The sequence below is a fragment of the Pseudomonas sp. PIC25 genome (assembly GCF_002286785.1).
Lineage (GTDB): Bacteria > Pseudomonadota > Gammaproteobacteria > Pseudomonadales > Pseudomonadaceae > Pseudomonas_M.
Genome location: NZ_MUJY01000044.1, coordinates 1 through 25,554, shown reverse-complemented (window position 1 = coordinate 25,554; position 25,554 = coordinate 1). Strand labels below are relative to the sequence as shown.

Below are 25,554 nucleotides of genomic sequence, written 5' to 3'. Positions count from 1 at the left end.
TATGGATCGCCTCACCAGCATGGCAGTGTTCGTCAAGGCCGTGGATCTTGGTTCGTTCACCGCGGCTGCCGAGGCGCTTGAGTTGTCCGGGCCCATGGTGGGCAAGCATGTGCGTTTTCTTGAGGAACGCCTGGGCGTACGCCTCCTGACCCGGACCACTCGCCGCCAGAGCCTCACGGATTTCGGTCGTGCCTATTACGAACGCTGCCGGGTGGTGTTGGCCGAGGCGGAAGCAGCGGATGCGCTGGTGGCCGACCAACTGGCCGAGCCGCGCGGCCGGTTGCGCGTCACCATGCCCGTGCACTTCGGTCGTCGCTGCGTGGCGCCTGTGTTGCTGAAGCTGGCGCAGCAGTACCCGGCGCTGGAGCTGGACCTGTCTTTCAGCGACCGCTTCTCCGATCTGGCCGAGGACGGCTACGACCTCGCCATTCGCACCGGCGATCCAGAGGAAAAGCCCGGTCTGGTCGCCCGCCGCGTGGCGCGTCAGCGCATGCTGGTGTGTGCGGCGCCCGCTTATCTCGAGCAGCACGGCCGGCCGCAGCGGGTGGAGGAGCTGGCGGGGCACCAAGCCGTTATTTATCGGCGATCCGGGCGCATCCGCCCTTGGCTGTTTCCACAGGAAGACCAGCCGCCGCTGGAAATCACACCTGCCAATCGCCTTCGTTTTGACGATCTGGATGCGGTTGCCGAGGCCGCCATACTGGGGATGGGGCTTGCCTGGCTACCTTCCTGGCTGGTTCGTGAGCGCATCGCCTCCGGTGCGCTCGTGCAGTTGCTGCCGGAGCATCCGGCGTTTCTCTACGATGCCCATGCCCTGTGGTTACAGGCCCCCCATTTACCGCGTCGGGTTCGCCTCGCCGTCGAGGCGCTGACGGACGCTTTGCCTGCAATGATGTGATGAATGGTAGCGGCGGCGGCTTGCTGACGGCTTTACGCGCTTTTCCAGCGAGAGCGTGTGGTTCGTCTCGCTGGATCACGTCTGACAATCTCCTTCGTTTCGACGATCTATGGATTACAGACACCCCATTTGCCGCGTCGGGTTCGCTCGCCGTCGAGGCGCTGGCGGATGCTTTGACCGCAATGATGTGATGAATGGCATGGGAGGCCTGAGGACGGGCCTTTTCGCGTGTTGATTGTGAAAAAGCGTGACTTACCTCTCTGTTTATTTGTATTCCATGTCTCGATAAGTTTGCCAACTACGGCGAAAGGTCCCTCACATCCCGTTAATTGTCCACTTGTACGGGTTCTGATCGAGACGGTAAAAATTCCGAACTCCTCCTAATTCCATAAGAGCCTGTCGCTAACGGAACTCGTTCTTGCGAACGATCCCTTGGATCCGGCCACTAGGTGCTGTGCGTGTTTGAAGTTCGGAAGCTCAGCGTCGCCAGGTCGGGCAAGCCTGTCGTTCGCAGTCTGTATCTGTCGGTAACGAGCCCCGGGGCGTTGACGCTGATCGGGCCCGGCGGCGCGGGCAAATCCTCCTTGTTGCAGGCCGTCGTCGGCGAGCTCGACGCTGGCATGTCGGTGAGCGGAGCGGCCTTGCTGGATGGCTTGCCCTGCCATACCGCCCCGCGGGGTGTCGGCTGGTATCGACAACATACGGGCATCGAGGCTGGTGTGCGCAGGCCGCACGGCGACGCGGAGCGACGGGCCTGGAGTGCGAGCAGGCTGCGGGCGCTGCGCACATTCGTCGACGTCCCGCGCTCGCTGTATGTGCTCGACGAACCGACCGCTGGCATGACCGAAGACGACGCCCTCCAGGCGAGGGCCTGGTTGAAGCCGTTGTCGGAGCGGTCCTTCGTGCTGATGGCGACGCATGACCGGCGCGATTGCCTGGCCCTGGGCGGCATGAGTGCGATATTCGATGCCGGCGCGGTGGTGGAAGCCGGCCGTTCCGATCGCCTGTTCGCGCAACCGCGTACGGAGGCGGGCAGGCATTATGTGGAGACCGGCCACCTGGCCGGTTTCGGCTCGCGCAGCCGCGAGCAATCCGTCGATGGCATCTGGTGGGTCGTGCCGGGCGTGCTGTGCGGTATGAGCCGTCCCGGGCTGGTGGCGCCGGCCGAGCGGCAGTTCCGTCAACTGGCGGACGCCGGTGTCCGCCATCTGGTGACGCTGGAGGAGGAAGTGCCCGCCCTCGCGCGGAGTTGCTCGTCCTTCGGCATCGTTCACCACCATTTCCACATATCCGACATGGATGCGCCTGACTTCGACCAGGCATTGGCGTTCTGCCGCCTGGCCGAGGAGGCGGTCGCCCGCAACGAAGGCATCGCCTTCCACTGCCGCGGAGGCCTGGGCCGGACGGGTACCGCCATCGCGACGGTATTGCTCTGGTATGGCGAGCCAGTCGCCTCCGCCATTGCCCGGGTGCGCGGCACGCAGGCCTATGCCATCCAGAGCCAGACACAGACGCATTTTTTGCACCAATTCGCCGATCGCCTCAGCGATGGGCACCTCTCGGCCGTGTCGAGCCATTCATAGGAGAAATGAAGATGTCCCTAGATCAAGCACTTACCCAGGCGCAAACCAGCATTCCCGAGTGCGTCGCCAGCGGTTTCGTGGATATGTCCACCGGCATGCTGCTGGGCGTGAAGACCGTCGATTCCCATCCCGGCGAGGTACTCGATCTGGTCGCCGCCGCCACCAGCGACCTGTTCCAGGGCCGCAATGTCGTGGAGATCGAGAAGCTGTTCGACCGCAGCCGCGGCATCACCGACCGCAAGTCCCATTACTTCCAGGAAATCATCGTGTTCAGCACCAACCTGCTGCACGTGTTCCTGCGTTCGAAGAAGGACGAGAACCATGTGGCGGTGTTTGTGACCCGCGCGTCGGCCAACATCGGCATGGTGATCGTACGTTCGCGCGCCGCCATGGCTGCGATCGACGCTTCCGTCTGACCGCGCGAAACGAGACAGAGGCCATCCGGTCGAGAGATATGTCGGAATTGTCAGTTACATGTCTGTTGTTCGACGAGGATCAGCTCAAGGCCCTGTTATCCATCCTGCCCTTGATCCGGAAATACCTGGATCGCGAATGGCGGGTGGATACGGACCCTTCCTCGGTTTCCGACGTCGTCGTGGTGAATCTCGACGACTCGGCAGGTGGCCCTCTGCTCGAGGCGCTGGTGGGCAAGGGCATCCATGCCGTCGGCTGTGCCCGCCACCCCCGCCTCCATGTGGCGGGCACGCTCCATCGGCCTTTTCGGGGCTATGAGGTGCTGGCGTTGTTGCAGGAGGGCGAGCGGCGTGCCTTCGATCGTTCCCGGCCATCCCGGCGGGAGCTGGAAAGCGAGGTACACCGTTTCGCGCTGGCCGAGTGGCCGGCGGAATTCCGCGAATGGCCGAAAGAATGGTGGCGCATCCTGGCGGCCATTCGCACGAATTGCCTGTCGGCAGCGCAGATCGCGCAACGCTGCGATTTGCCGGAGGCCGAGGTCATGGCCTGTCTAGATATCCTGCAGGAGCGCAAGGTCGTGAGCGTCCGGGTCGATATCGAGACCCTGGACAGCGTGAAAGAGGGGCGTCGGCCGGGCTTCTGGCGGCGTATCGGGGCACGCGTTGCCAACTTACTGGGCCGACGGTGATGGACCGAAAAAAAACCTACAAGCTTGTATTCGTCGGTGCGCCCGGCTCGGGCAAGAGCACCTGTATCGGTGCGGTCAGCGACATCTCCGTGATTTCCACCGACGTGGCCTGCACCGACGGGCTCGCGGCGATCAAGGAAACCACGACGGTGGCGATGGACTACGGCGAGATGTCGTTGGGCGACGACGAGCGCCTGCTGCTCTACGGCTTGCCCGGCCAATCCCGGTTCACCTTCATGTTCGATACGGTGGCGGAGAATCTGGCCGGCGTCGTGATACTGATCGACGCATCGTCCGCCGCGCCGCTGGAGGGCCTGGAGGAAACCCTGCGGACTTATGCCGGGCGGATCGGGGAAACACCTTTCGTCGCGGCGATCAACAAGGTACAGGGCAATGTCGATGCCCTGCGCGAGCAGGTGGCGGAGACGCTGCGCCGGCATGGCCTGGTCGGGCCGGTGATCGTCGTGGACGCCCGTCGCCGCGAAGACATGGCGCTGATATTCGACTTGGTTTTCCTGTGCGCGGAGTACAGCGATGTCTGACAGGCAAAAACACGCTCCCGTCATGCTGCCGACACCGGACCGCCGGCAATGCGAAAGGGCGTTGGACGAACTGGTGGCACGTAACGTAGACGGTATCTCGCTGGCCTTGCTGGCGTATCGGGACGGGCATCCTTACCTGTTCCGCGGCAAGGACCTGCAGAACGCCGGCAAGCTCGCCGCCATGGCCAGCTCGATGGCGGCGCTGTCCGGCACCATGCTGCGGGAAATCGACAGCGATTCCGGCGAAATGACCCTGCTGCAAGGCAAGAAGGGAAAGATCATCATCGTCCAGGTGCCGGCGGCGAATAACCTGATGCTTCTGGCCGTGCACACCACCGAAGAGGTCAACCTTGGCCTGTTGCTGGCCCATACCAAATCCTGCGTGACGAGGGTGGCGGCGAGCTTCGGTTCGACCCAGGACGGACAGCCGTAGGAGGGCGCCGGGCGAGATGGCATCTATCCCGCCCAGCGGCCTTAGCGTGTCAAATCCACCAGCCGATTCGCCACGTCCTTGGTTCGCTCGGACGTATCGGCCGTCACACCGCTGGAGCTTTTCAGTTCGTCGAGCAGCTGGGTGAGGGCGCCGACCTCGCCGGACTGGGTCTCGATGTGCTGGGCGACCTGGCGGATGGCGGTGGCGAGCTGGTCGACGTCGTGGCTGATTTCCTCGGCATTCTGCCCGGTCTTGGCGGCAAGCTGGCGCACCTCGTCGGCGACCACGGCGAAGCCGCGGCCCTGTTCGCCGGCGCGCGCGGCCTCGATGGCGGCATTGAGGGCGAGCAGATTGGTCTGCTGGGCGATTTGCTGAATGATCTGCACCACCGACTGGATGCGCTGGCTGTTCTGCGCCAGTTCGCGGGCGCTGCCGACCACGTCGTCGGCCTTGTTCACCAGTTGGGTCACGGCGCCGCCGGCCTGGTCGATGACGCCGGCCTGGCGGTGGATGGTGTCGGTGAGGTCGTCCACCGAACCGTGCAGGTCGGTGGAGCACTGGCGCAGTTGCTCGGCGATGCTTTCCCGCTGGCGCTGGGCGTCGAGCAGGATGTGGCCGAGGTCGCCGAGGCCCTGGAACACCGGGCGGATGTGCTCGTCGAGGCCGTTGATGTCGAGGCTGGTGGCGTAGTCCTGGCGCTTGAACTGCTCGATCTGCTTGACCACTACCTGGCTCAGCCCGGCGAGTTTCTTGATCTGCCGACGCAGGAAGAACGCCTTGAATTCGCTGTGGTAGCCGATGAAGTTGTCGGTGTATTCGTCGTGGAAGTTTTCCGGATCGTCGGTGCGGAAGAAGAATACGGCGGTCAGCGTCTGGTTCAGGTTGAGCCCGAGAATCTCGCCGTAGGTGGAGAAACCGATTACCGGCGCACCCTTGAATACGTCGTTCATCCCGGCAAGGGCCTGCTCGTTGTTCAGGCGGCGCAGAATGCAGTCGTTGAGGATGCCCACCAGCGGCGTGCCCGGCTTGTTGCGCATGAAGCGCTCGAAGTCGCGGCGAGTGGATTCGGCCAGCGGGGTGCGCTTGACCATGATGAGTTCTTCGCCCGGGGCGACGTCGCAGAACAGGTGGACGCGTTCCTGGGCATAGTCGATGCGGGCGATGGAGCGGACGAATACTTCCTCGCCGACGCGAATGGCGAAGGAGTAGTCGGCCAGTCGCGCTTCCAATTGTTCCGGTGCGCATTTGAAGGTATCGCAGAGGGCGGCGACCATCGAGCGGATGTTGCCGCGGTTGTCCACCACCTGGCTGATGTAGCGCTCTTCCAGGGAGGCGCTGAGGACGTTGAGGCTGAACGGCGTGGGCTCGAAGTTCTGGCTCTTGAACACGCCGAAGCGGATGTTCCGCGCGCATTTGAGGAAGACGATCAACGCGTGGTTTTCGTAGCTGCGCTTGCCGTCATGAAGTTGGGTCTGGCGAAAGTCGCCCTTGCCGCCGGCGGAGCCGCCGACGAACAGGCAGGGGAAGCGCCCGGATTCGTACAGCGCTTCCATGAAGAAGGATTCCGAGGCCGAAAGCCCGTCGAAGAGGATGTTGGCCAAGGTATCGCGGTAGTCGATGGCCATCGATACGTTGAGCCGCTTGATCGACTCGGTCAGCCGGGCGATACGTTCGCCCATCGTCAGGCGCTTGCCCTGGCCGCGGATGTCCTGGCTCTCCAGGGGAACGTGGACGATTTCCGCTGCGGCGATGACGCTGGCATCGAAGAGCTGCAACGCAATGCGGTCCCACTGGTTGCCGGTGCCGCAGTAAAGCCGGTCGTTCTGGCTGCACAGTTCGCCGGCGGTGGTGCAAAGGCTGACCACCGCGCCGGGGAAGCGTTGGCCGATCTGGCGTGCCACGTCGTCGAGGCTGATGTGCGGCGAGACGAAACCGCAGACATAGGTCGGCTTGATGCGCGCCTCGGCGAGTTTTTCCGGCAACTGGCGCGAACTGCAGAGAATGCCGAGTACGCCGTCGGATTGCTTGCGTGCGGACAGGAAGCGGGGCAGGGAAATCATGGTGTCGTGGTCTCGGTACGTCATCAATCGCCCCGGCGGGGCGGCCGTATCCTGCGCCTTCCTGGCACCCGGATGCAGGGGCTCGTGCCGAAGCGGCTCATGCCGGCTCGGACGACGTGTCAGCTATGTTCTCGGCGGCGCGGTGGGTGTTTTTAGGCCCGGTTCACCGAATCGATACCAAAGGATGAGATCGTGGTGCCATCTCACTCTCGTCGACCCGAAGCGGCAGGTTATTGATGCGCGTCAATCGGCCGCACTGAGGGGCGGGCCATTCCGATGAGGTGCCAGAGGTCCGCGCCATCTCGCAGTGCGCTCGGGCACCCGAACCTGAATGCCTGTGCTACCGCACGGGCCTCTAGTGTCGGGCGATACCGTCCGCCGCCACCGCCTGGATCTCTCCGATCAGCCACTGCAGCGCGGGGTCGCGCTGGCGCTGGGCGAGGTGGACGATTTCCAGGTGGAAGGGGCCGAGGGCGAAGGGCAGGTCGAACAGATTCAGCGGCAGCAACCGGGCGAAGTGGCGTGCCAGTTGGGTTGGCAGGACTGCAACCAGTTCGCTGCCGGCGACGATGTGTGCGGCCTGCAGGTAGTTCGGTGTGGTGTAGAGGATTTGCCGGCTCAATCCCTGTTCGCCGAGCCATTGGTCGACCATGCCGCGGGTCTGCCCGCCATGCACCCAGAGATGGCGCAGGGCGAGGAAACGCTCCAGGTCGGGCGGGCCGTCCACCAGCGGGTGGTCCCGCTGTACCGCCAGTTGCAGGGTCTCGCTCATCCAGTGCTGGCGGGCGAAGCGTGCCGGCACTTCATCGAAGCGTCCCAGCACCAGGTCCAGTTCGCCCTTGTCCAGGGCTTCGGCCGGTAGTGTCGGGCTGAGATGCCGGATGTCGATGCCGATCCCCGGCGCATGCTGGCTGAGGCGGTCCAGCAGCGATGGCATGCAGACCAGCTCGACATAGTCGGTCACGGCGATGCTGAAGCGCTGGCGGCTTTCGGCCGGATCGAAGGTTTCGCCGGCGGCCAGGCTCTGCTCGATCTGGCGCAGGGCGCTGCGGATCGGCGCTTCCAGGGCGAGGGCGCGGGGAGTGGGCTGCATGCGCCGGCCGATGCGCACCAGCAGCGGGTCGTCGAGCAGTTCGCGCAGGCGGTTGAGGGCATTGCTCACTGCGGGCTGGCTGAGGGCGAGGCGCTCGGCGGCGCGGGAGACGTTCTGCTCGCGCAGCAGGGCGTCGAGTACGCGCAGGAGGTTCAGGTCGAAGTTGGCGATATTCATGCGGAGAATAGGATGTATCACAAGACTAAATTTCAAAAATAGTAGCCGCTTCCTTATCGTGACTGGCAGTTTTCTGGTCGTACACGAGAGGAACAACAATGCTTCATGCCGTCTCGAAGATTCACAGCGCCGCCGTCATCGGTGCCGGCACCATGGGCCGGGGTATCGTAATGAGCCTGGTCAATGCCGGTCTGCCGGTGCGCTGGCTGGACAACAACCCGCAGATGCTCGAGCAGGCCCGGCAGGCAGTCGCCGACACCTACGCGCATAACGTGCGCCAGGGCCGCATCGACGAGCAGGAGGCCGCCGCCCGTCGCGCGCGCATCCAGCCGGTGGGCGACTACGCGGCGCTGGCCGAGGTGGATCTGGTGATCGAGGCGGTTTACGAGAACCTGGAGCTGAAGCAGCAGATCTTTCGCGAGTTGGATGCCGTGCTGAAGCCCGAGACGATCCTCGCCAGCAACACCTCGGCGCTGGACATCGATGCCATCGCTGCGGTCACCGGGCGCCCGGAGCAGGTGCTGGGCCTGCATTTCTTCAGCCCGGCGCACATCATGAAACTGCTGGAAATCGTGCGTGGCGCGAAGACCGCGCCAGCCGTGCTGGACACCTGCCTGGAGCTGGGCCAGCGCATGGGCAAGGTGGCGGTGGTGGCCGGCAACTGCCACGGCTTCATCGGCAACCGCATGCTCCATACCTACGTACACGAGGCACGGATGATGCTGCTGGAGGGCGCCTTCCCCCACCAGGTGGACGCCGCGTTGCAGGGCTTCGGTTTCGCCATGGGGCCGTTCCGCATGTACGACGTGGTGGGCATCGACCTGGAGTGGCGCGCCCGCGAACTGGCTGGCGAGGGGCAGGACGCCGACGAGGTGCAAGTGGACAACCGTCTCTGCGCCCTCGGCCGCTTCGGCCAGAAGACCCGCATGGGCTATTACCGCTATGCCGAGGGCAGCCGCCAGGCCGAGCACGACCCCGAGGTGGATGCGCTGGTGCAGCAGGTCTCCGAACAGCTCGGTTATGAACGCCGGAGCGTGGGGCCGGAGGAAATTCTCGAGCGCTGCCTGCTGGCGCTGGTCAACGAGGGGGCGAAGATTCTCGAAGAGGGCATCGCCGCGAACAGCCAGGACATCGACCGGGTCTACCTGAATGGATATGGCTTTCCGGCAGACAAGGGCGGGCCGATGGCCTGGGCCGACAGCCAGGGGCTGCCGGCGATCCGCGAACGGCTCGTCCATTTGCAACAGCGTTTCGGCGAGCACTGGCGCCCGGCTACGCTGATCGAACGGCTGGCCGCGGCGGGCAAAGACTTCGCCGAGGCGAAGGAGGTGGCGGCATGAACTACCGGGCTCCGCTGCGCGACATGCGTTTCGTGATCCATGAGCTGTTCGACGTCAGCGGCCACTGCGCGCTGCTCGGCAACGGCCTGGACCGCGAGTTGATCGACGGCGTGCTGGACGAGGCAGCGCGCTACACGGGCGAGGTGGTCGCCCCGCTGAACCGTAACAGCGACGAGGAAGGCGTGACCCTGGTCGATGGTGCCGTGACCACGCCCAAGGGCTTTCGCGAGGCCTATCGGCAATACGTGGAGAACGGCTGGGCGAGCATGACCGGGCCGACCGAATTCGGCGGCCAGGGCTTTCCGCAACTGGTGGCGTGCAACTTCCACGAGATGCTGATGGGCGCGAGCCTGTCCTTCCGCATCTATTCCGGGCTCACCGAAGGCGCGGTGCTGGCCTTGTACAAGCACGGCAACCCCGAACTGCAGGCCGCCTACCTGGCCAAACTGGTGAGCGGCGAATGGACCGGCACCATGTGCCTCACCGAGCCCCAGGCCGGTACCGACCTGGCCCTGCTGCGCACCCGCGCCGAGCCACAGGCGGAGGGCAGCTACAGGGTCAGCGGCAGCAAGATTTTCATCAGCGGCGGCGAGCACGACATGAGCGAGAACATCGTCCATCTGGTGCTCGCCCGGCTGCCGGACGCACCGGCGGGTGTGAAGGGCATCAGCCTGTTCCTCGTGCCGAAATTCGTCGCCAATCCCGACGGCACGCCCGGCGCGCGCAACGCCCTGAGTTGCGGGGCCATCGAGCACAAGATGGGTATCAAGGGTGCCGCCACCTGTGTGATGAACTTCGACGGCGCCACCGGCTGGTTGGTGGGCGAGCCCAACCAGGGCCTGGCCTGCATGTTCACCATGATGAACGACGCGCGCTTCCAGGTCGGCCTGCAAGGGCTGGGTATCGCCGAGCAGGCGTACCAGGGCGCGTTGAGCTATGCCCGCGAGCGCCTGCAATCCCGCGCCTTGACCGGCCCGGCGCAACCGGGCAAGCCGGCCGACCCGATCATCGTCCACCCGGACGTGCGACGCATGTTGCTGACCCAGAAAACCCTGGTGGAAGGCTGCCGCATGCTGGCTGCCTACACGGCGCGCCAGCTCGACCTGGAGCACGGCCACCCTGATGCCACCGTTCGTCACGCGGCCGGTAAACGGGCGGCGCTGCTGATTCCCATCGTCAAGGCGTTCTTCACCGACATGGGCCAGGAAGTGGCCAGCCTCGGCGTACAGGTCTACGGCGGCCACGGCTACATCCGCGAATGGGGCATGGAACAGTTGATGCGCGACAGCCGCATCACCCAGCTCTACGAGGGCACCAACGGCATCCAGGCGCTGGACCTGATCCGTCGCAAGCTGCTGGGTGATGGCGGCGCGGAGTTGAGCGCGTTGCAGGCGGAGTTCAGCGAGCTGTGCGACGACCAGGCCAAGCGCCCGGCCCTGCACGAACTGGCCGCCACGGTGCAGGCCCGCCTGGGCGAATGGCGCGAGCTGGGCGCCGAAGTGATCGCCGCCAGCCAGCGCGACCCGCAGGAGATCGGCGCCTGTTCCGTGGATTTCCTCCAGTATTCCGCCTACGTACTGCTCGCCGGCCTCTGGCTCCAGGCGGCTGCGCGTGCGCAGGACGCCCTGGAAGCGGGAAGCGGGGAGGTCGCCTTCTATCGTGCCAAGCTACAGGGTGCGGATTTCTACCTGCGCCGTGTGCTGCCAAGGGCCAGTGCCCACCGGGAAGCGATCCGGGGCGGGGCGCAGTGCCTGATGGCGCTGGACGAGGACAGTTTCGCGTTTTGAGGAAGGTGTTGGTCACCCGTCCGTTCCCTCTCCCATGAATAGAAGAGGGGCCAGTACTGCTTGGGCTTGAGGGGCGGGTGGCCAACGAATGCCATACAAGAACAACAGGAGGCGCTCATGCACCCGTTCAGCTTTGCCACCACGGCCCAATTGATTTGCGAAACCGGCTCGTCACGCCGGTTGGCGGCGATCTGCCGGGAGCGGGGCGCTCGTTCGGTACTGATCGTTACCGACCCCGGCATTACCCGCTTCGGTCTGCTCAATGACGTCCTGCCCGGTTTCTCCGCCGAGGACCTGGCCGTGGCCGTGTTCGATCAGGTGCTCGCCGACCCGCCGGAAGCGGTGGTGCTGGACGCGGTGCAGCGGGCCCGGGATATCGGCGCCGGGTTGATCGTCGGCTTCGGCGGCGGCAGCTCGATGGACGTGGCCAAACTGGTTGCCTTGCTCGCCCATCCGCAGTGCGAGCAGAGCCTCAAGGACATCTACGGGGTCGGCAACGCGCGCGGCCAGCGCCTGCCGCTGATCCAGGTGCCGACCACCGCCGGCACTGGATCGGAGGTAACGCCCATCGCCATCGTCACCACCGGCGAGACGACCAAGATGGGCGCGGTATCGCCGATGCTGCTGCCGGACCTGGCACTGCTCGATGCCGACCTCACCCTCGGCCTGCCGCCAGCGGTGACCGCCGCCACCGGAATCGACGCCATGGTGCATGCCATCGAGTCCTACACCAGCGCGCTGAAGAAGAACCCGCTGTCCGACCTGCTGGCCCGCGAAGCGTTGCGCCTGCTGGCGAACAACCTTGACCAGGCGGTGCGCCACGGGCAGAACCGCGAGGCGCGCCAGGCCATGCTGCTGGGCGCCTGCCTCGCCGGCCAGGCCTTCGCCAACGCGCCGGTGGCGGCGGTGCATGCGCTGGCCTATCCGCTGGGCGGGCATTTCCACATTCCGCATGGTTTATCCAACGCCCTGGTGCTGCCCCATGTGCTGCGCTTCAATGCGCCAGCGGCGACAGCGCTGTATGCCGAGCTGGCGCCGTTGCTATTGGGCGAGCGTCTGAAGCCGGGAAGCGCCGAGAGCCTGACCGCCCAGTTCATCGACGAACTGGCGGCGTTGAACGAACGCCACGGCCTGCCCAGCCGCCTTCGTGACGCCGGCGTACCGGAAGCGATGCTGCCGCAACTGGCCAGCGACGCCATGCTCCAGCAGCGCCTGCTGGTGAACAACCCCCGCGAAGTCACCGAGGCGGACGCACTGGCGATCTACCAGGCGGCGTATTGAGGCGTTTTGCTCTGTAGGGGCGAATTCATTCGCCCAATACCCTGTTACGGAATACGCTCGCCCACGACGATCCACCAAGGGAAACCCCATGACCGAATCCCGCCACACCCGCCCCAATTACCGCCACTTCCAGCCCATCACCACCCGCTGGCACGACAATGACGTCTACGGTCACGTGAACAACGTGACCTACTACGGCTTCTTCGACACGGCGGTGAATACCTACCTGATCGAGCGGGGCGGGCTGGATATCCATGAGGGCGACGTGGTGGGCTTCGTGGTCAGCTCATCCTGCGACTACTTCGCCTCTGTTTCCTTTCCCGAACGCATCGAGGTGGGATTGCGGGTGGGCAAGCTGGGCAACAGCTCGGTGCAGTACGAGCTGGCGGTGTTCAAGGCGGGGGAGGAAGAGGCGTGTGCAGCAGGGCGCTTCGTCCATGTCTTCGTCGACCGCGCGAGCAACCGGCCGGTGAGCATTCCGGCGCGGTTGCGCGAGGCGTTGGCAGCGTTGGTGGTTTAGAGCCTGTTTTTATGCAGCAGGGCCAACGCGCAGAAGATCGTGAACAGGCTCTTAGAGACCTCGGCAGGTATCGCCGAAGGCCCGGATCAGTGCGGTTTTGTGCAGAGCATCCAGATGTTCGCGCTTGCTGCGGCGGCGAATGCCTTCGTACAGCGTTTCGGCGCAGCCGTGCTGTTGCAGTTCGGCCAGGGCCGGGGCGAGGTTTTCCAGGATTTCCACGTTGATGGTGTTCAGTCGCGCACGGATCGCATCCAGGCTGACCGGTGTGTCGCTGGCGGGGGCTGGCCTGGCCAGCAGACGGTACTGGATCAGCTTGTTGGCTTCCATTTGCCATTTGAAGAAGGCCGCCACCTGCTCGGGGGTTAGCCGGTAGTCGGGGGCCTTGGCCGAAAGTGTCGTGAGCTGCTCGCTTTCCCGTACCGTATCTTCCACGGCCTTGCCCGACTGCGCCTTGCTGGCGGCTACCTGGTCCGCCAGCAGCAGGCGTTCGGTGCTCACCCGGATCAGCGCGTCCAGCGCCGGGGTGGTGGTTTCGCCGGCCTGGGCGGTGCCTAAGGTGAGGCTGAAGAGGAGGGCGGCGAGAGGGATTCTACGGATGCGCATGGGGGTCTCCTTCCGGTGGGGCGTGTCCGAATCCGGCGACCCTAGCCGAGTTGGCGCGGCGAAAACAGCGCTGGCGATTTGCTCCGCTCCTCTGATGCGAATAGTTTCACGGCCAGAGTGAGACGGACCTTCTTCGCAATTTCCACAGCCCCCTGCGCCCGGCCAATCGCGCCCCGATATACTGCCGCATTGCCACGATCGTCGCCGGTATGTGCCGACGAGGGGCGGCGGCGACGTCCACATTGGACCGTCTCTCGCGGGACGCGGGTTTTCCTCATTTTGGGAAGCAGAGCATGCAATGGATTTTCATGCTGGTTGGGTTAGTGGTGGGCAGCGTGGCCGGCGAATCGCTGACCGCCGCCCTGCTGGGCGCTTTGGTGGGGCTCGGACTGGGACAGGCCATTCGCCTGCAGCAGTTGTCGGCGGAGAACGCCACGCTGCGCAAGAGCCTGGATACCTTCGCCCAGCGCTTCGAGGCCGGTACCACGGCGGTCGTCGAGCGATTGCTGCGATTGGAACAGGGCTTGCCGCCGCAACCGGCCCAGGCGCCTGTGCCGGAACCGGAGGCCGCCGCGCTTGAACCGGCGCCAGCCCCGACCGCGGCGGCGGAAGCCCCCGCCGAAGCCATCGAAGAAAGTCGCGACAACGATCTGGTCTGGGACCTGCCGGAGCTCGCGATCGAGCAAGCCGCCCGGCCCGAAGCGCCGGAGCCGGTCGCCGCCCGGGTCGAGGCGCCCGCCGAGCCCATTCGCCCACGTCCGGCGCCGATTCCGCCGAAACCCCGCGAACCCTCCCCAATCGAGCAGGCCATCGACTGGGCGCAGAACTGGCTGTTCGGCGGCAACACCGTGCTGCGCGTCGGCGTGCTGCTGCTGTTCCTCGGCCTGGCTTTTCTCCTGCGCTACGCCACTGAAGGCATGGTGGTGCCGATTGCGGTGCGCTACGCCGGCGTGGCAGCCAGCGCCATCGCGCTGCTCGGCCTCGGCTGGTGGCTGCGCCGGCGCAATCCGGGCTACGGGCTGATGCTCCAGGGAGCGGGTATCGCCGTGCTGTACCTGACGATCTTCGCCGCCATGCGCCTGCATCCATTGCTCGGTGCCAAGGAAGCCCTCGGGCTGCTTGTGGTGGTGACGGTCTGTTCGGCGGTGCTGGCCGTGGCGCAGAACGCCATGGGCCTGGCCGCGGCGGCGGCGCTCGGCGGCTTCGCCGCGCCGATCCTGACCTCCACCGGCAGCGGCAACCACGTGGCGCTGTTCACCTACTTCATCCTGCTCAACGCCGGCATCCTGGCCATCGCCTGGTTCAAGGCTTGGCGCCTGCTCAATCTGATCGGCTTCGTCGGCACCTTCGGCATCGGTTTCGCCTGGGGGCTGCGCTCCTACCGGCCAGAGCTGTTCGGCAGCACCGAGCCGTTCCTGGTGACGTTCTTCCTGATGTACGTGGCCATCGGCCTGCTATTCGCCCGCCGAAAGCTGCGCGAGGCCGCCGATGCGCCCACGGAGCGCGACGCGCTGCTGCGCTGGTCGGTGGGCAAGGCCGACTACGTGGACGGGACGGCGCTGTTCGGCCCGCCGCTGATCGGCTTCGGTCTGCAATATGCGGTGATCCGTCACCTGGAGTTCGGCCCGGCGTTCAGTGCGCTGGCGTTGGGGCTGTTCTATCTGCTGCTGGCTCGTCTGCTGGCCAGCCGGGTGCGCAACCAGGCGCTGTTGTTGGTGGAAACCTGTCTGGCCCTGGGCGTGGTGTTCGGCACCCTGGCGATCCCGCTCGGCCTGGATGCGCGCTGGACCTCTGCCGCCTGGGCAGTGGAGGGCGCCGGCCTGTTCTGGCTGGGGTTGCGCCAGCGGCGTCCACTGGCGCGTGGCTTTGCCCTGCTGTTGCAAGTGGGCGCGGCGCTGGCCTTCCTTGGCAAGCTGGATGCCGGTGACGTAACCCTGCTGGATGGTGTGCCGCTGGGCGCTGCGATGCTCGGCATGGCGCTGCTGTTCAGTTGGTGGCAACTGCGCCGTGCGCCGGAAGACGCCGCCAAGCCCTGGGAGCGTCGTGGTTTGCCGGTACTGGCCTGTTCCGGGCTGGGCTTCCTGTACCTGATCGCGCCGCTCAGCCTCGCAGCCGAGGCTACGGCCATCGCTTGGGCCCTGGCTGGACTGGCGACGTTGTTCGCCGCCCTGCGCCTGCAATCGCGGGCCTTCCTGTTCAGCGCCTTTGGTGTGCAGTTGGTCGGCGGCGCGGTGTTCCTGCTGCAACTGGATACGGCGGGTGCCGGCAGCGGCGTGTTCAGCGATGGCTGGCGCGGACTGGTCGGCGCATCGCTGATCGGCCTGGCGCTGATCGGCGGCATGTTGGTGGCAGCGCGCGATCCGCTGGTACGCAACGACGCCCGCCTGCTGCGCGGACTTTCGGTGATCCTGCTGGTGGGGCTGGTGTTCCTCAATCTGGCGGTATTGTTCGTGCTGCCCTGGCAGAGCGCCAGCGCGGTCTGGGCCGGCAGCGGTCTGCTGATTATCTGGCTGGCGCTGCACCTGCAACAGCGCGCCAGCTTCCTGTTCGGTCTGCTGCTGCAGGGCGTCGGGGGCGTAGCCTTCCTTGCCGCCAGCCCGCTGCTGCTTGGCCCGTTGAGCGGAGAAGGGCTGCGGCCGCTGGGCCATGCCGGGTTCTGGACGCCGCTGGGCCTGGCGCTCGCCGCGCTGGTCGGCGCCTGGCGCCTGCATCAGGTGGTTCGCCGCGATCTGGCCGGGGCGCTGGGCGGTCCGAGCCTGGAGCGGCTGTCCCAGGTGCTGCTGGTCTGGGGGAGCGGCTGGTGGAGCCTGGCGCTGATCGGCGAGATCGTCCGCTTCGCTCCCACGGAATTGCAGGCACCACTGATGCTGCTGGCCGCTGCGCTCAGCGTGGCGGCGGCCGTTCTGATCGCGCCGCGCTTCGAATGGCGTACCTTGGCGCTGCTCTGCACCCTGTTGATGCCGGCGGCGGCCGTGCTGCTGCTCTGGGCCTGGCATGCGGAATACCACCCGGCGGCGGACTTCGGCTGGCTCGCCTGGGGCGTGCTCTTCGCCGTGCATTTTGTCGGCCTGCGCCGGCTGGCGTCGCTGCTGCCCGTCGGGGCACGGAGTGCCGCCCACGTGTTCGGCTGCTGGCTGATCATCGGTGTGTTGTCGCTGGAGCTGCGTTACCTGCTGTTCGCCCTCTCCGAGCATTACAACGCTTGGCGCTGGCTGGGCTGGGCATTGCTGCCGAGCGCCTACCTGCTGGCCATGGCCGCGTCGCGCGGCTGGCCGTGGCCGGTGTCGGCCTACCGCCAGGAATACCGTCTGTTGGCGGCCTTGCCGCTGGCGGTGGCGATGCTGGGCTGGTTCTGGCTGGCCAACATCGCGAGCGATGGCGCCGCCGATCCGCTGCCCTACCTGCCGCTGCTCAACCCCTTGGAACTGGGTCTGTTGTTCGTCCTGTTCGGCGTCTGGCGCTGGTTGTCGGTGAGCCTGCCGCAACTCTCCCTGGGCGAGGACTGGCGCCGCTGGCTGCCCCAGGGCGTGGCCGGCGTGTCGCTGTTCGCGCTGCTGACCGCCACGGTATTCCGCTTCGCCCACCACTGGGGCGGGGTACCGTACCGGCTGGATGCGTTGCTCGATTCGATGCTGGTGCAGGCCGGGCTGTCGCTGGTCTGGACGCTGATCGCCCTGCCGCTGATGATCGTTGGCCACCTGCGTCTGCGCCGCGAATTGTGGCTGATCGGCGCGGCGCTGATCGCCGTGGTGGTGGCCAAGCTGTTCTTCGTCGAGCTGGGCAACCGCGGCGGACTGGAGCGCATCGTGTCGTTCATCGGCGTTGGCGTGCTGTTGTTGATCATCGGGTATTTCGCGCCGCTGCCGCCCCGGCAGCCGGCCTCTGACGTGGAGCAGGCCAGAGCATGAGCCGTCTTTCTTCTCTCTTCCGCCTGTTGCCGGCGCTACTGGCCAGTGTGTTGGGAGCGCCGTTGGCGCTGTCCGGACAGGAGTCGCCCGACGGCTTCGCCACCCGGGTGCCGCTGGAACTCAGCGGCGAAGGGCCCTGGTATCGGCTGGAGTTGCCGTTGGCGCTGCACCTGACGGCCCGTCATGCCGATCTGCGCGACCTGCGCGTGTTCAACGGCGAAGGCGAACCGCTGGCCTACGCCCTCACCCTGGGCAGCACCCAGCCCAGCGAGACCCATACGGAAACGCCGGTGAAGTGGTTCCCGCTCTACAGCCCGGCGAGTGCCCCGGACAGTCCGCACATCCGCGTACAACGCGGCACCGGCGGTACCCTGGTCGAAGTGACGGAAGGCCAGGCTGCGGATGCGGGTGACGTGCTGCGCGGCTGGGTGTTGGACGCCAGCGCGCTGAAGCAGCCGTTGCAGAAGCTGATTCTCGACTGGAGCGCCGATCGCGAGGGGTTCCAGCGTTTCACCATCGAGGCCAGCGACGATTTGCAGCAGTGGCACTCCTGGGGCGACGGGCAGATTGCCCGGTTGTCGTTCGCCGACGAGCGCATCGACCAGCGCGAAGTGGCCCTGCCGGGGCTGCGTGCGCGCTACCTGCGGTTACTCTGGGAAAGCCCGCAGCAGGCGCCGGCCCTGACCCAGGCCCTGGTGATCAGCTCCACACGCGTGCCAGCGCCGATCGCCTGGTCGGACGACTTGCCGGCACGGCGCACCGGCAATGGGGAGTTCTACTGGGAATTGCCGCTGGCGCTGCCACTGGAACGTCTGCGCATCGAGCTGCCGCAGGCCAATACCCTGGCGCCAGTGACGGTGCAGGGCCGTCGCGACGACCGCCAGCAGTGGTTCTGGCTGGCGCGCGGCCTGCTCTACCGGCTGCCGGAGAATGGCAGCGAAGTACGCCAGGAGACCCTCGAATTACCGGGCACACCCGTACACCAGTTGAAACTGCAGGTGGACGAGCGCGGCGGTGGCCTGGGCAGCGCCACACCCAGGCTGCAGGTCGGCGTACGCACCACCCAGGTGGTCTTCCTGGTACGCGGCACGCCGCCGTACACGCTGGCGCTCGGCAACGCGACGGCCAAGGCGGCGAACCTGCCGCTGGCAACGCTCATCCCCGGTTACGACGACGAGCGATTGGCCCGCCTGGGCGTGGCGACCCCGACTGGCGACGCCGTCACTGCAACGGTGCAGCAAGACCAGCCGGAAGCCGGGACCGACTGGAAGCGCATCGGTCTGTGGGCCGTGCTGGTGGCCGGGGTTGGCTTGCTGGTGCTGATGGCGTTGAGTGTTCTGAGATCGCCCGCGACCCCTCGTCAGAAATGATGGCTATTTGATGTCAATCATCCACACGTAACGGATGGTTTTGCAGTATCTTTAGGCGCGGGCGGAAACGCCCGTTCCTCCATCCATGACCGCTCGGCCCGGGAACATCCCTTGTCTCTTATCCAGACAGCCTCACTACCGGCCTGCAGCGTCCGGGAATTCCTCCGGCGCGGGCGTTTCTCCCCGCTCGCCGGGGTGGTGCTGCCATGAGCGCTTGCGGGGGATCGACCTGGGCGATGAGCCTCCCCGTCCTGCTGACCGGTGCCGTCTGCATGGGCGTGGTGCTGTTGGCGCGCTGGGTCAGGCGGCAGCGCTCCTTCCCCGGTCGTGACAGTTTCATCCTGCTGCACCTGGGCAGCCTCTGGTGGCTGGCCGCGGCGAGCCTGGAAATGGCTGCCCAGGCGCCGACCTGCAAGGTGTTCTGGGCGACCATGGCCTGGCCCGGCATCATCGGGGTGCCGACCTTCTGGGCCGTGTTTCTCTGGCAATACGTGAACAGCGTGCGCCAGCCCCTGCCTTCGCGCAGCCTGCTCGGGCTGACGCTGGTGCCGCTGTTGGTCTGGCTGATGGCCCTGAGCAATCCTTGGCACGGCCTGTTCTACGGCCCCAATACCGCGCCGATGTCTGCTGAGTCGGGGGCGCCGGTGCGTTACGACCATGGACCGCTGTTCCATGTGGCGGCCGTCTATGTCTACCTGGGGATGACGTTCTGCCTGGGCGTGGTGATCCGTGCCGCGGTGATCAGCTACGGTGTGCACCGTCGTCATTACCTGGCGTTCGTGGTGGTCACCCTGGTGCCTTGGGCGGCTAACGTCAGCTATGTCGTGTTCGGCCGCACCCTGTTCGGCTTCGACCCGACACCGTTCAGCTTCGCCTTCACCCTGGCGGCGTTTGCCTGGCTGATCGTCGGGGTGCGTTTGTTCGACTTGCTGCCGGTAGCCCGGCATCTGCTGCTGGAGGAGCTGCTCGACCCGGTGCTGGTGGTCGATCCGCAGTGGCGGGTGCTGGAGGCCAATCCGGCGGCCTTGAAACTGGCCGGCCTGCGCAACGGCTGGCAAGGCCGCAAGCTGGCCGACTGGCCGGTGTTCGGCGCCGAGCTATACGCTCTGCTGCAAACCTCGTGGAGCGGCGAGCAGGATCGCCTGCTGACACTGGCCGGTCCCGCGCGTTATTACGAGGTACGCTGCCGTGCCATCGAGCGCGTCACCCGTTCGGGCACCCATGTGCTCGGGCAGATGCTCTACCTGCGCGACGTGACCCAGCGTCACCTTGGCGAGCTCAAACTGTCCGAGGCCCTGGCCACCAGCGAGGAACGCCTGCGGATCATCTCCAGTCTTCATGAGCGATTGCAGGAGCAGGCGCTCCGTGACCCGCTGACCGGCCTCTACAACCGCCGTTACCTGGATGAATTCTTCAGTCGCGAAGTGGTCCGCGCCCGCCGCGAACGAGAGCCCATCGCCCTGGCGCTGATCGACCTCGATCACTTCAAGGCGCTCAATGACCAGCACGGCCATCTGATCGGCGATGACGTGCTACGGGCCGTGGCGCGACACCTGGGCGAAAACCTGCGCGGCTCGGATGCGGTGTTCCGCATCGGCGGCGAAGAGTTCCTGCTGATCCTGCCCGGCGCCGATGCCGATGAGGCGCGCCGCCGCCTCGAAACCCTCTGCAGGGAGCGCGCCGCGACACCGGTCGAGACCCGTGGCGGGCCGTGCGGTGTGACGCTTTCCGCCGGCATGGCGATCTGGCCGGACCAGGGCCAGGCCCTGGACGAACTGTTGCAAGCCGCCGATGCGGCGCTTTACCAGGCCAAGCGCGAAGGCCGCAACCGGGTCTGCTGCCCGGCCTGAGGCGGGGTTCACCCATTCGGGTGAAAACCGGGATGCTCCCTGTGCAGGGAGTCATATTCCGGGCTAAAGTCCCTGGCATCGTCCATCCAATAACTACAACAGGGACCGTGCATGAAGCATGTGCTTACCCCACTGGCGGCCGCGTGCCTGCTGGCTTTCTCGTCTTCTTCTCTCATGGCCTCGCCCTACGACGGGCTGGTCGTGTTCGGCGATAGCCTGAGCGATGCCGGGCAGTTTCCGGATGCATCCGGGCCATCCGGCTCGACCCGGCGCTTCACCAATCGCACGGGGCCGGACTACAGCACGAGTGCGTACGCGCTGAACTCGACCCAACTGCTCAGCCTGCAGCTCGGCCTCGGCGACCTGACCGCCTCCACCTCGCCGGTGAACGCCGCGCTGGGCTTGCCGGATGGCACCAACTATGCGGTGGGTGGCAACACCACCCAGCAGATTCTCGATTCCATCGTTGGTACCGGCGAGGGTTCGGTGGTCGAGTTGGCCGACGGTACCAACCTGCGCACACGTCCCGGTTACTTGGCCGAGCTGGCTGCGCTGGGGCAGTCGGTTGATTCGAACACCCTGTTCTACGTGAACGGCGGCGGCAACGATTTCCTCGATCTGATCATCAACCCGCTCGCGCCCACGGACGTGGCCACCGCCCAGGCACAGGCCTCCGCGACACGATTGGCAGACGGCGTGCGCGCCTTGCAGGCTGCCGGGGCGCGCTACATCGTGGTGTCGCTGCTGCCGGACGTGGGACAGACCCCGAATGCCCGAGCGCTGGAGTCATTGATTCCTGGAATCTCGGGCACCATTTCCGGCCTGGTTGCAGACTTCAATACCGAACTGATCAGCCAACTCGCCGCCATCGACGCGGAAATCATCCCGCTCAACGTGCCGCTACTGTTCAACGAGATCGTCGCGGACGCGGCGAGCTACGGCTTCGATGATACCCAGGACCTGATCGCCACCTGCTTCGACAGTTGCGCCAGCCAGAACGCCACTTGGGGGATCGGCGGCGCGACCCCCGATCCCAGCGCGCTGATCTTCAACGACAGCGTGCACCCGACCAGCGCGGTGCAGCAGATCTTCGCCGACTACACCTACTCCATTCTCGCCGCCCCCTGGGAACTGACGTTGCTGCCGGAAATGGCCCACGGCACCCTGCGCGCCCATCAGGACCAGTTACGCAGCCAGTGGCAGGCGGATTGGGAGGATTGGCAGGCAGTCGGCCAATGGCGCAGCTTCGTCAATGCTGGCGGGCAGCGCCTGGACTTCGACGAGCAGGAGGCCTCGGCCAGCGGCGATGGCGACGGCTACAACCTGATCCTGGGTGGCAGTTATCGCCTGGACGATGCCTGGCGTGCCGGCGTGGCGCTCGGGCTCTACCAGCAGAAGCTGGAGGCCGGCCGGGCCGATTCCGATTACGAATTGCGTAGCTACCTCGCCACGGCCTTCGCCCAGTACCAGTCGAACCGCTGGTGGGCCGACCTGGCCTTGAGCGGCGGCTACCTGGATTACGACGATCTTTCGCGCAAGTTCGACTTGGGTATCGTCACGCGCAGCGAGAAAGGCGATACCGACGGGCAGGTGTGGGCGTTCGGCGGCCGCCTGGGCTATGACATTGCCCAGCCCGGTAGCACCTGGCACTTGAGTCCCTTCATCAGCGCCGACTACGCCCGCGTGGAAGTGGATGGCTATGCCGAAAGGAGCGACAGCGCGACCTCGCTGGCCTACGACGATCAGACCCGCACATCCAAGCGCCTCGGCGCCGGTTTCCAGGGGCGTTTCGCGGTGAGCCCGAGCACTCAGGTATTCGCCGAAGTGGCCCGCGAACGGGAATACGAGGACGATCCGGGCGAGTTGACCATGAACCTGACCAGCCTGCCGGGGATCGACTTCACCCTCGAAGGCTACACGCCCGAAGACCGCCTGACCCGCGCCAGCCTCGGTTTCAGCCAGAAACTCGGTGGCGAGCTGTCGCTGGGCGCGAGCTATCACTGGCGCAAGGGCGAAGATCTGACGCAGCAAGGAGTGAACCTGTCGGTAGCTTGGAACTGGTAAGAACCCGTTCAAAGTCTGCTCTGCAAACAGGTTCCAGGGGGAACTCCATACAGACGTCGGTGTCTGCAGCATCGACGTTTGTAACGCGCTAAAATGCGCGGGTTTTTTCCTTCCCTTCCGGAGTCATCCCAATGTCCCGCGTTACCCTCAGCCGGTATCTGATCGAGCAGACCCGCAGCCATAACACCCCGGCGGATCTGCGTTTCCTCATCGAGGTGGTGGCGCGGGCCTGCAAGGAAATCAGCCACGCCGTATCCAAGGGTGCGCTGGGCGGGGTGCTCGGCAGCATGGGCACCGAGAACGTACAGGGCGAGGTGCAGAAGAAGCTCGACGTGCTGTCCAACGAGATTCTGCTCGAGGCCAACGAGTGGGGCGGCCACTTGGCCGGCATGGCCTCGGAAGAAATGGACAACGCCTACCAGATTCCCGGCAAATACCCGAAAGGCGCCTACCTGCTGGTGTTCGACCCGCTGGACGGTTCCAGCAACATCGACGTCAACGTCTCGGTCGGCACCATCTTCTCGGTGCTGCGTTGCCCGAACGAGTGTTTCAGCCAGAACGACTCCCTCGGCGAAGAAGCCTTCCTCCAGCCGGGCTCCCGGCAGGTCGCCGCCGGCTACGCCATCTACGGTCCGCAGACCATGCTGATGCTGACCCTCGGCGATGGCGTCAAGGGTTTCACCCTGGACCGCGAACTGGGCAGCTTCGTGCTTACCCATGACAACATCCGCGTTCCGGAAAGCACCGCCGAGTTCGCCATCAACATGTCCAACCAGCGCCACTGGGAAGCCCCGGTTAAGCGCTACGTAGACGAACTGCTGGCCGGCGACACCGGCCCGCTGGGCAAGAACTACAACATGCGCTGGATCGCCTCGATGGTTGCCGACGTGCACCGCATCCTCACTCGCGGCGGCATCTTCATGTACCCGCGCGACGCACGCGAACCCTCCAAGCCGGGCAAGCTGCGCCTGATGTACGAAGCCAACCCGATGTCGATGATCATCGAACAGGCTGGCGGCGCAGCCACCGACGGGCGCCAGCGCATCCTCGACATCCAGCCGGAATCCCTGCACCAGCGGGTGGCGGTATTCCTCGGCTCCAAGGAAGAAGTCGAGCGCGCCACCGCCTACCACAACCAGCAGTAAGCCATGCCGTCTCCCTGGCAGCCCCTGCTCGACTGGTGGTTCGGTGAAGACCGGACCGCCAGTGCCGCCGACGTGGCAGCGGCGAAGAACGGCCTCTGGTTCGGCTACCGCGACAGCCAGGATGCCGAGGCGCGCGAGCGCTTCGGCGAACTGACCGAACAAGCGCTGGCGGGCGGTCTGTCCGAGTGGACCGCCAGCCCTCATGGCTGGCTGGCGCTGATCCTGCTGCTCGACCAGTTGCCGAGGATGATCCACCGCGGGACGCCACGCGCCTTCGCCGGCGATGTCCGGTCCCGCGAACTGGTGCGCCACGGCTTGGAGCAGCACTGGGAAGAGACGCTGCGACCGATCGAGCAGGTATTCGTCTACCTGCCGTTGGAACACGCCGAGGACCGTGACAGCCAGGCACTGTCGGTGGAGCGCTTCCGCGACCTGCGCGAAGCCTCGTCGGTGGATGAGGACGAGCTGTTCGCCGGCTTCCTCGATTATGCCGAGCGCCATCGCGCGGTGATCGAGCGCTTCGGCCGCTTCCCCCATCGCAATGCCATCCTGGGTCGGGAAACCACCGAGGAGGAGGGGGTGTTTCTGCAAGGGCCGGGGTCGCGCTTCTAGGTTCTATCCCTTTCTTCGAAACACGACGGAACCGCAAGGGCGGGCTCATGTCCCATATCCGCGATGTGGGCAGGCAACGGGCCATTGCTTGTGCCAAGCTTGCCTGCATCATCACTCGAGGAGTCGTTCGTTCATGTCCCTGCGTCGTATTGCCGTGCTGTCGTTCTGCATGCTGTTGGCGGCCTGCAGCAAGGTCAACCAGGAAAACTACGCCAAGCTCAAGGCCGGGATGACCAAGGCCGAGGTGGAAAACCTGCTTGGCAAGCCCACCGAATGTTCCGGCGCGCTGGGCCTGTCCAGTTGCACTTGGGGCGACCAGCAGATCTTCATCAGTGTCCAGTTCGCCGGCGACAAGGTAATGATGTTCTCTGGCCAGGGACTCAAGTAAGCCCGGCCACGGCCGTGCCGGGCCGTGGCGTTGTAAAGGAGGTCCCCCGTGCGTTTCCCGCTCGTCCTTCTAGCCAGCCTGTTGCTGACCGCCTGCGCCAATTCCGGCACCGGGCAGGCTCCGCCGGAGACGGTCGGCAAGGTGGACCTGGCCCGTTACCAGGGCACTTGGTACGAAGTGGCCCGCCTGCCGATGTTTTTCCAGCGCGATTGTGTGCAGTCCGAAGCCCATTACCGGGTGCGGGACGACGGCCGGATGGCGGTCACCAACCGTTGCCGCACGGCATCGGGCGAATGGAAGCAGGTGCAGGGTGAGGCGGAGCCCCAGGAAGCGGGACAGACCGACAAGCTGTGGGTGCGCTTCGACAATGGTGTCAGCCGCCTCCTGCCGGGGCTGACCAAGGGGGAGTACTGGGTGCTGTCCCTGGACGACGATTATCGCGTCGCCCTGGTCGGGCATCCCAACCGCAAGTACCTCTGGCTGCTGTCCCGCAAGCCGGACCTGAGCGCAGAGCAGCGCGACGAGTTGCTCAATGTGGCTCGCCAGCAGGGATATGACACGTCGGAGTTGATCTGGCGCGAGGGGCAGTGAGGTCTCTGGCTCCGTTGGGCGAATAAATTGGCTATGTCTGCGTTAGCTGTTGCAAGGGATAGAAGCCGAGCGATTCCTTCATGCAAATCAATGGGTTGAGCTCGTTTGCATAGCGTTCGAGTAGGCGCCGCCAGCCCAGGTAATTGGGGAGGTACTTGGTCGCGACACCATGGAAGCGGGTCATCCAGCCCTTCAGACGGCTGTCGT

General features: G+C 65.6%; 20 protein-coding genes and 3 pseudogenes. 18 read left to right on the top strand and 5 right to left on the bottom strand.

From position 1 onward, the window contains the following. Position 1: 1 nt before the first annotated feature. From BZL41_RS04035 to BZL41_RS04010, 6 genes are all read left to right on the top strand, one after another. Entirely contained in the window at positions 2 to 898 is an 897-nt protein-coding gene (locus BZL41_RS04035) for a LysR family transcriptional regulator (protein ID WP_095598105.1), read from the top strand. 545 nt (positions 899 to 1,443) lie between these two features. Further along, on the top strand, positions 1,444 to 2,481 hold the full coding sequence (locus BZL41_RS04030) for a protein-tyrosine phosphatase family protein (protein ID WP_095598104.1): 1,038 nt from the start codon (positions 1,444 to 1,446) through the stop codon (positions 2,479 to 2,481). 11 nt (positions 2,482 to 2,492) lie between these two features. After that, positions 2,493 to 2,897: a hypothetical protein gene (locus BZL41_RS04025; RefSeq protein WP_095598103.1), complete on the top strand. Its 405-nt coding sequence runs from the start codon at positions 2,493 to 2,495 to the stop codon at positions 2,895 to 2,897. Between the two features lie 65 nt (positions 2,898 to 2,962). Beyond that, complete coding sequence (locus tag BZL41_RS28350) at positions 2,963 to 3,583, top strand: hypothetical protein (RefSeq protein ID WP_168190940.1); 621 nt, start codon at positions 2,963 to 2,965, stop codon at positions 3,581 to 3,583. After that, positions 3,583 to 4,125: an ATP/GTP-binding protein gene (locus BZL41_RS04015; RefSeq protein WP_168190939.1), complete on the top strand. Its 543-nt coding sequence runs from the start codon at positions 3,583 to 3,585 to the stop codon at positions 4,123 to 4,125. The genes BZL41_RS28350 and BZL41_RS04015 overlap by 1 nt, the downstream gene beginning before the upstream one ends. Next, the gene (locus tag BZL41_RS04010) at positions 4,118 to 4,558 is read left to right on the top strand and encodes a roadblock/LC7 domain-containing protein (RefSeq protein WP_095598100.1); all 441 of its coding nucleotides are present in this window, start codon (positions 4,118 to 4,120) and stop codon (positions 4,556 to 4,558) included. The genes BZL41_RS04015 and BZL41_RS04010 overlap by 8 nt, the downstream gene beginning before the upstream one ends. Before the next feature lie 41 nt (positions 4,559 to 4,599). Here the strand turns inward: BZL41_RS04010 and BZL41_RS29340 are convergent. The 3 genes and pseudogenes from BZL41_RS29340 to BZL41_RS04000 all read right to left on the bottom strand — a co-directional run. Then, a pseudogene (locus BZL41_RS29340) lies at positions 4,600 to 4,977 on the bottom strand (methyl-accepting chemotaxis protein); the annotation flags it as partial. Between the two features lie 486 nt (positions 4,978 to 5,463). Then, a pseudogene (locus tag BZL41_RS29335) lies at positions 5,464 to 6,618 on the bottom strand (FIST signal transduction protein); the annotation flags it as partial. A gap of 355 nt (positions 6,619 to 6,973) precedes the next feature. After that, positions 6,974 to 7,888, bottom strand: a complete 915-nt coding sequence (locus BZL41_RS04000) for a LysR family transcriptional regulator (RefSeq protein ID WP_095598099.1) — start codon at positions 7,886 to 7,888, stop codon at positions 6,974 to 6,976. Positions 7,889 to 7,986: 98 nt separating this feature from the next. Here BZL41_RS04000 and BZL41_RS03995 point away from each other — a divergent pair, with 98 nt between their 5' ends. The 4 genes from BZL41_RS03995 to BZL41_RS03980 all read left to right on the top strand — a co-directional run bounded on the left by BZL41_RS03995 (position 7,987) and on the right by BZL41_RS03980 (position 12,816). Beyond that, a complete protein-coding gene (locus BZL41_RS03995; RefSeq protein WP_095598098.1) occupies positions 7,987 to 9,228 on the top strand; it encodes a 3-hydroxyacyl-CoA dehydrogenase in 1,242 nt (413 codons plus the stop codon). Further along, on the top strand, positions 9,225 to 11,015 hold the full coding sequence (locus tag BZL41_RS03990) for an acyl-CoA dehydrogenase C-terminal domain-containing protein (protein ID WP_095598097.1): 1,791 nt from the start codon (positions 9,225 to 9,227) through the stop codon (positions 11,013 to 11,015). The genes BZL41_RS03995 and BZL41_RS03990 overlap by 4 nt, the downstream gene beginning before the upstream one ends. Before the next feature lie 117 nt (positions 11,016 to 11,132). Further along, entirely contained in the window at positions 11,133 to 12,296 is a 1,164-nt protein-coding gene (locus BZL41_RS03985; protein WP_095598096.1) for an iron-containing alcohol dehydrogenase, read from the top strand. Between the two features lie 88 nt (positions 12,297 to 12,384). Then, a complete protein-coding gene (locus BZL41_RS03980; protein WP_095598095.1) occupies positions 12,385 to 12,816 on the top strand; it encodes a thioesterase family protein in 432 nt (143 codons plus the stop codon). A gap of 51 nt (positions 12,817 to 12,867) precedes the next feature. On the opposite strand, the gene aroQ is transcribed toward BZL41_RS03980, so the two are convergent. Beyond that, positions 12,868 to 13,419 (bottom strand): gamma subclass chorismate mutase AroQ, encoded by a 552-nt coding sequence (gene aroQ / locus BZL41_RS03975; RefSeq protein WP_168190938.1) that lies wholly within the window; start codon positions 13,417 to 13,419, stop codon positions 12,868 to 12,870. A 293-nt stretch (positions 13,420 to 13,712) separates the two neighbouring features. Between aroQ and BZL41_RS03970 the strand changes: the two genes are divergently transcribed. The 8 genes from BZL41_RS03970 (at position 13,713) to BZL41_RS03935 (ending at position 25,347) form a co-directional block, all read left to right on the top strand. Then, positions 13,713 to 17,327: a DUF2339 domain-containing protein gene (locus tag BZL41_RS03970; RefSeq protein WP_095598093.1), complete on the top strand. Its 3,615-nt coding sequence runs from the start codon at positions 13,713 to 13,715 to the stop codon at positions 17,325 to 17,327. Next, complete coding sequence (locus BZL41_RS03965; RefSeq protein ID WP_095598092.1) at positions 17,324 to 18,697, top strand: DUF3999 domain-containing protein; 1,374 nt, start codon at positions 17,324 to 17,326, stop codon at positions 18,695 to 18,697. Before BZL41_RS03970 ends, BZL41_RS03965 begins: the two co-directional genes overlap by 4 nt. A 206-nt stretch (positions 18,698 to 18,903) precedes the next feature. Next, positions 18,904 to 20,547, top strand: coding sequence for a histidine kinase N-terminal 7TM domain-containing protein (locus BZL41_RS03960; protein ID WP_095598091.1), 1,644 nt, complete (start codon positions 18,904 to 18,906; stop codon positions 20,545 to 20,547). A 111-nt stretch (positions 20,548 to 20,658) separates the two neighbouring features. Beyond that, the gene (locus BZL41_RS03955; protein ID WP_095598090.1) at positions 20,659 to 22,611 is read left to right on the top strand and encodes an autotransporter domain-containing SGNH/GDSL hydrolase family protein; all 1,953 of its coding nucleotides are present in this window, start codon (positions 20,659 to 20,661) and stop codon (positions 22,609 to 22,611) included. A gap of 131 nt (positions 22,612 to 22,742) precedes the next feature. After that, positions 22,743 to 23,756 carry a class 1 fructose-bisphosphatase gene (locus BZL41_RS03950; RefSeq protein ID WP_095598089.1) on the top strand — a complete coding sequence of 338 codons (1,014 nt, stop codon included), beginning with the start codon at positions 22,743 to 22,745 and terminating at the stop codon, positions 23,754 to 23,756. A 3-nt stretch (positions 23,757 to 23,759) separates the two neighbouring features. After that, positions 23,760 to 24,368: a DUF924 family protein gene (locus BZL41_RS03945; RefSeq protein WP_095598088.1), complete on the top strand. Its 609-nt coding sequence runs from the start codon at positions 23,760 to 23,762 to the stop codon at positions 24,366 to 24,368. Positions 24,369 to 24,501: 133 nt separating this feature from the next. Beyond that, the gene (bamE, locus tag BZL41_RS03940) at positions 24,502 to 24,756 is read left to right on the top strand and encodes an outer membrane protein assembly factor BamE (RefSeq protein WP_095598087.1); all 255 of its coding nucleotides are present in this window, start codon (positions 24,502 to 24,504) and stop codon (positions 24,754 to 24,756) included. Between the two features lie 48 nt (positions 24,757 to 24,804). Further along, entirely contained in the window at positions 24,805 to 25,347 is a 543-nt protein-coding gene (locus tag BZL41_RS03935) for a lipocalin family protein (protein WP_095598086.1), read from the top strand. A gap of 31 nt (positions 25,348 to 25,378) precedes the next feature. On the opposite strand, the pseudogene BZL41_RS03930 reads toward BZL41_RS03935, so the two are convergent. Then, positions 25,379 to 25,554, bottom strand: a pseudogene (locus BZL41_RS03930) (IS1595 family transposase); the annotation flags it as partial.

Bases quoted from the DNA above. Each gene is read 5' to 3' on its own strand.
- BZL41_RS03995 (WP_095598098.1), top strand. From the start codon at position 7,987: ATGCTTCATGCCGTCTCGAAGATTCACAGCGCCGCCGTCATCGGTGCC.
- BZL41_RS04000 (WP_095598099.1), bottom strand. From the start codon at position 7,888: ATGAATATCGCCAACTTCGACCTGAACCTCCTGCGCGTACTCGACGCC.
- BZL41_RS04035 (WP_095598105.1), top strand. From the start codon at position 2: ATGGATCGCCTCACCAGCATGGCAGTGTTCGTCAAGGCCGTGGATCTT.
- BZL41_RS03960 (WP_095598091.1), top strand. From the start codon at position 18,904: ATGAGCGCTTGCGGGGGATCGACCTGGGCGATGAGCCTCCCCGTCCTG.
- BZL41_RS04010 (WP_095598100.1), top strand. From the start codon at position 4,118: ATGTCTGACAGGCAAAAACACGCTCCCGTCATGCTGCCGACACCGGAC.
- BZL41_RS03970 (WP_095598093.1), top strand. From the start codon at position 13,713: ATGCAATGGATTTTCATGCTGGTTGGGTTAGTGGTGGGCAGCGTGGCC.
- BZL41_RS04025 (WP_095598103.1), top strand. From the start codon at position 2,493: ATGTCCCTAGATCAAGCACTTACCCAGGCGCAAACCAGCATTCCCGAG.
- BZL41_RS04015 (WP_168190939.1), top strand. From the start codon at position 3,583: ATGGACCGAAAAAAAACCTACAAGCTTGTATTCGTCGGTGCGCCCGGC.
- BZL41_RS03980 (WP_095598095.1), top strand. From the start codon at position 12,385: ATGACCGAATCCCGCCACACCCGCCCCAATTACCGCCACTTCCAGCCC.
- BZL41_RS03965 (WP_095598092.1), top strand. From the start codon at position 17,324: ATGAGCCGTCTTTCTTCTCTCTTCCGCCTGTTGCCGGCGCTACTGGCC.
- bamE (WP_095598087.1), top strand. From the start codon at position 24,502: ATGTCCCTGCGTCGTATTGCCGTGCTGTCGTTCTGCATGCTGTTGGCG.
- BZL41_RS03985 (WP_095598096.1), top strand. From the start codon at position 11,133: ATGCACCCGTTCAGCTTTGCCACCACGGCCCAATTGATTTGCGAAACC.
- BZL41_RS03955 (WP_095598090.1), top strand. From the start codon at position 20,659: ATGAAGCATGTGCTTACCCCACTGGCGGCCGCGTGCCTGCTGGCTTTC.
- BZL41_RS03990 (WP_095598097.1), top strand. From the start codon at position 9,225: ATGAACTACCGGGCTCCGCTGCGCGACATGCGTTTCGTGATCCATGAG.
- aroQ (WP_168190938.1), bottom strand. From the start codon at position 13,419: ATGCGCATCCGTAGAATCCCTCTCGCCGCCCTCCTCTTCAGCCTCACC.
- BZL41_RS03950 (WP_095598089.1), top strand. From the start codon at position 22,743: ATGTCCCGCGTTACCCTCAGCCGGTATCTGATCGAGCAGACCCGCAGC.
- BZL41_RS03945 (WP_095598088.1), top strand. From the start codon at position 23,760: ATGCCGTCTCCCTGGCAGCCCCTGCTCGACTGGTGGTTCGGTGAAGAC.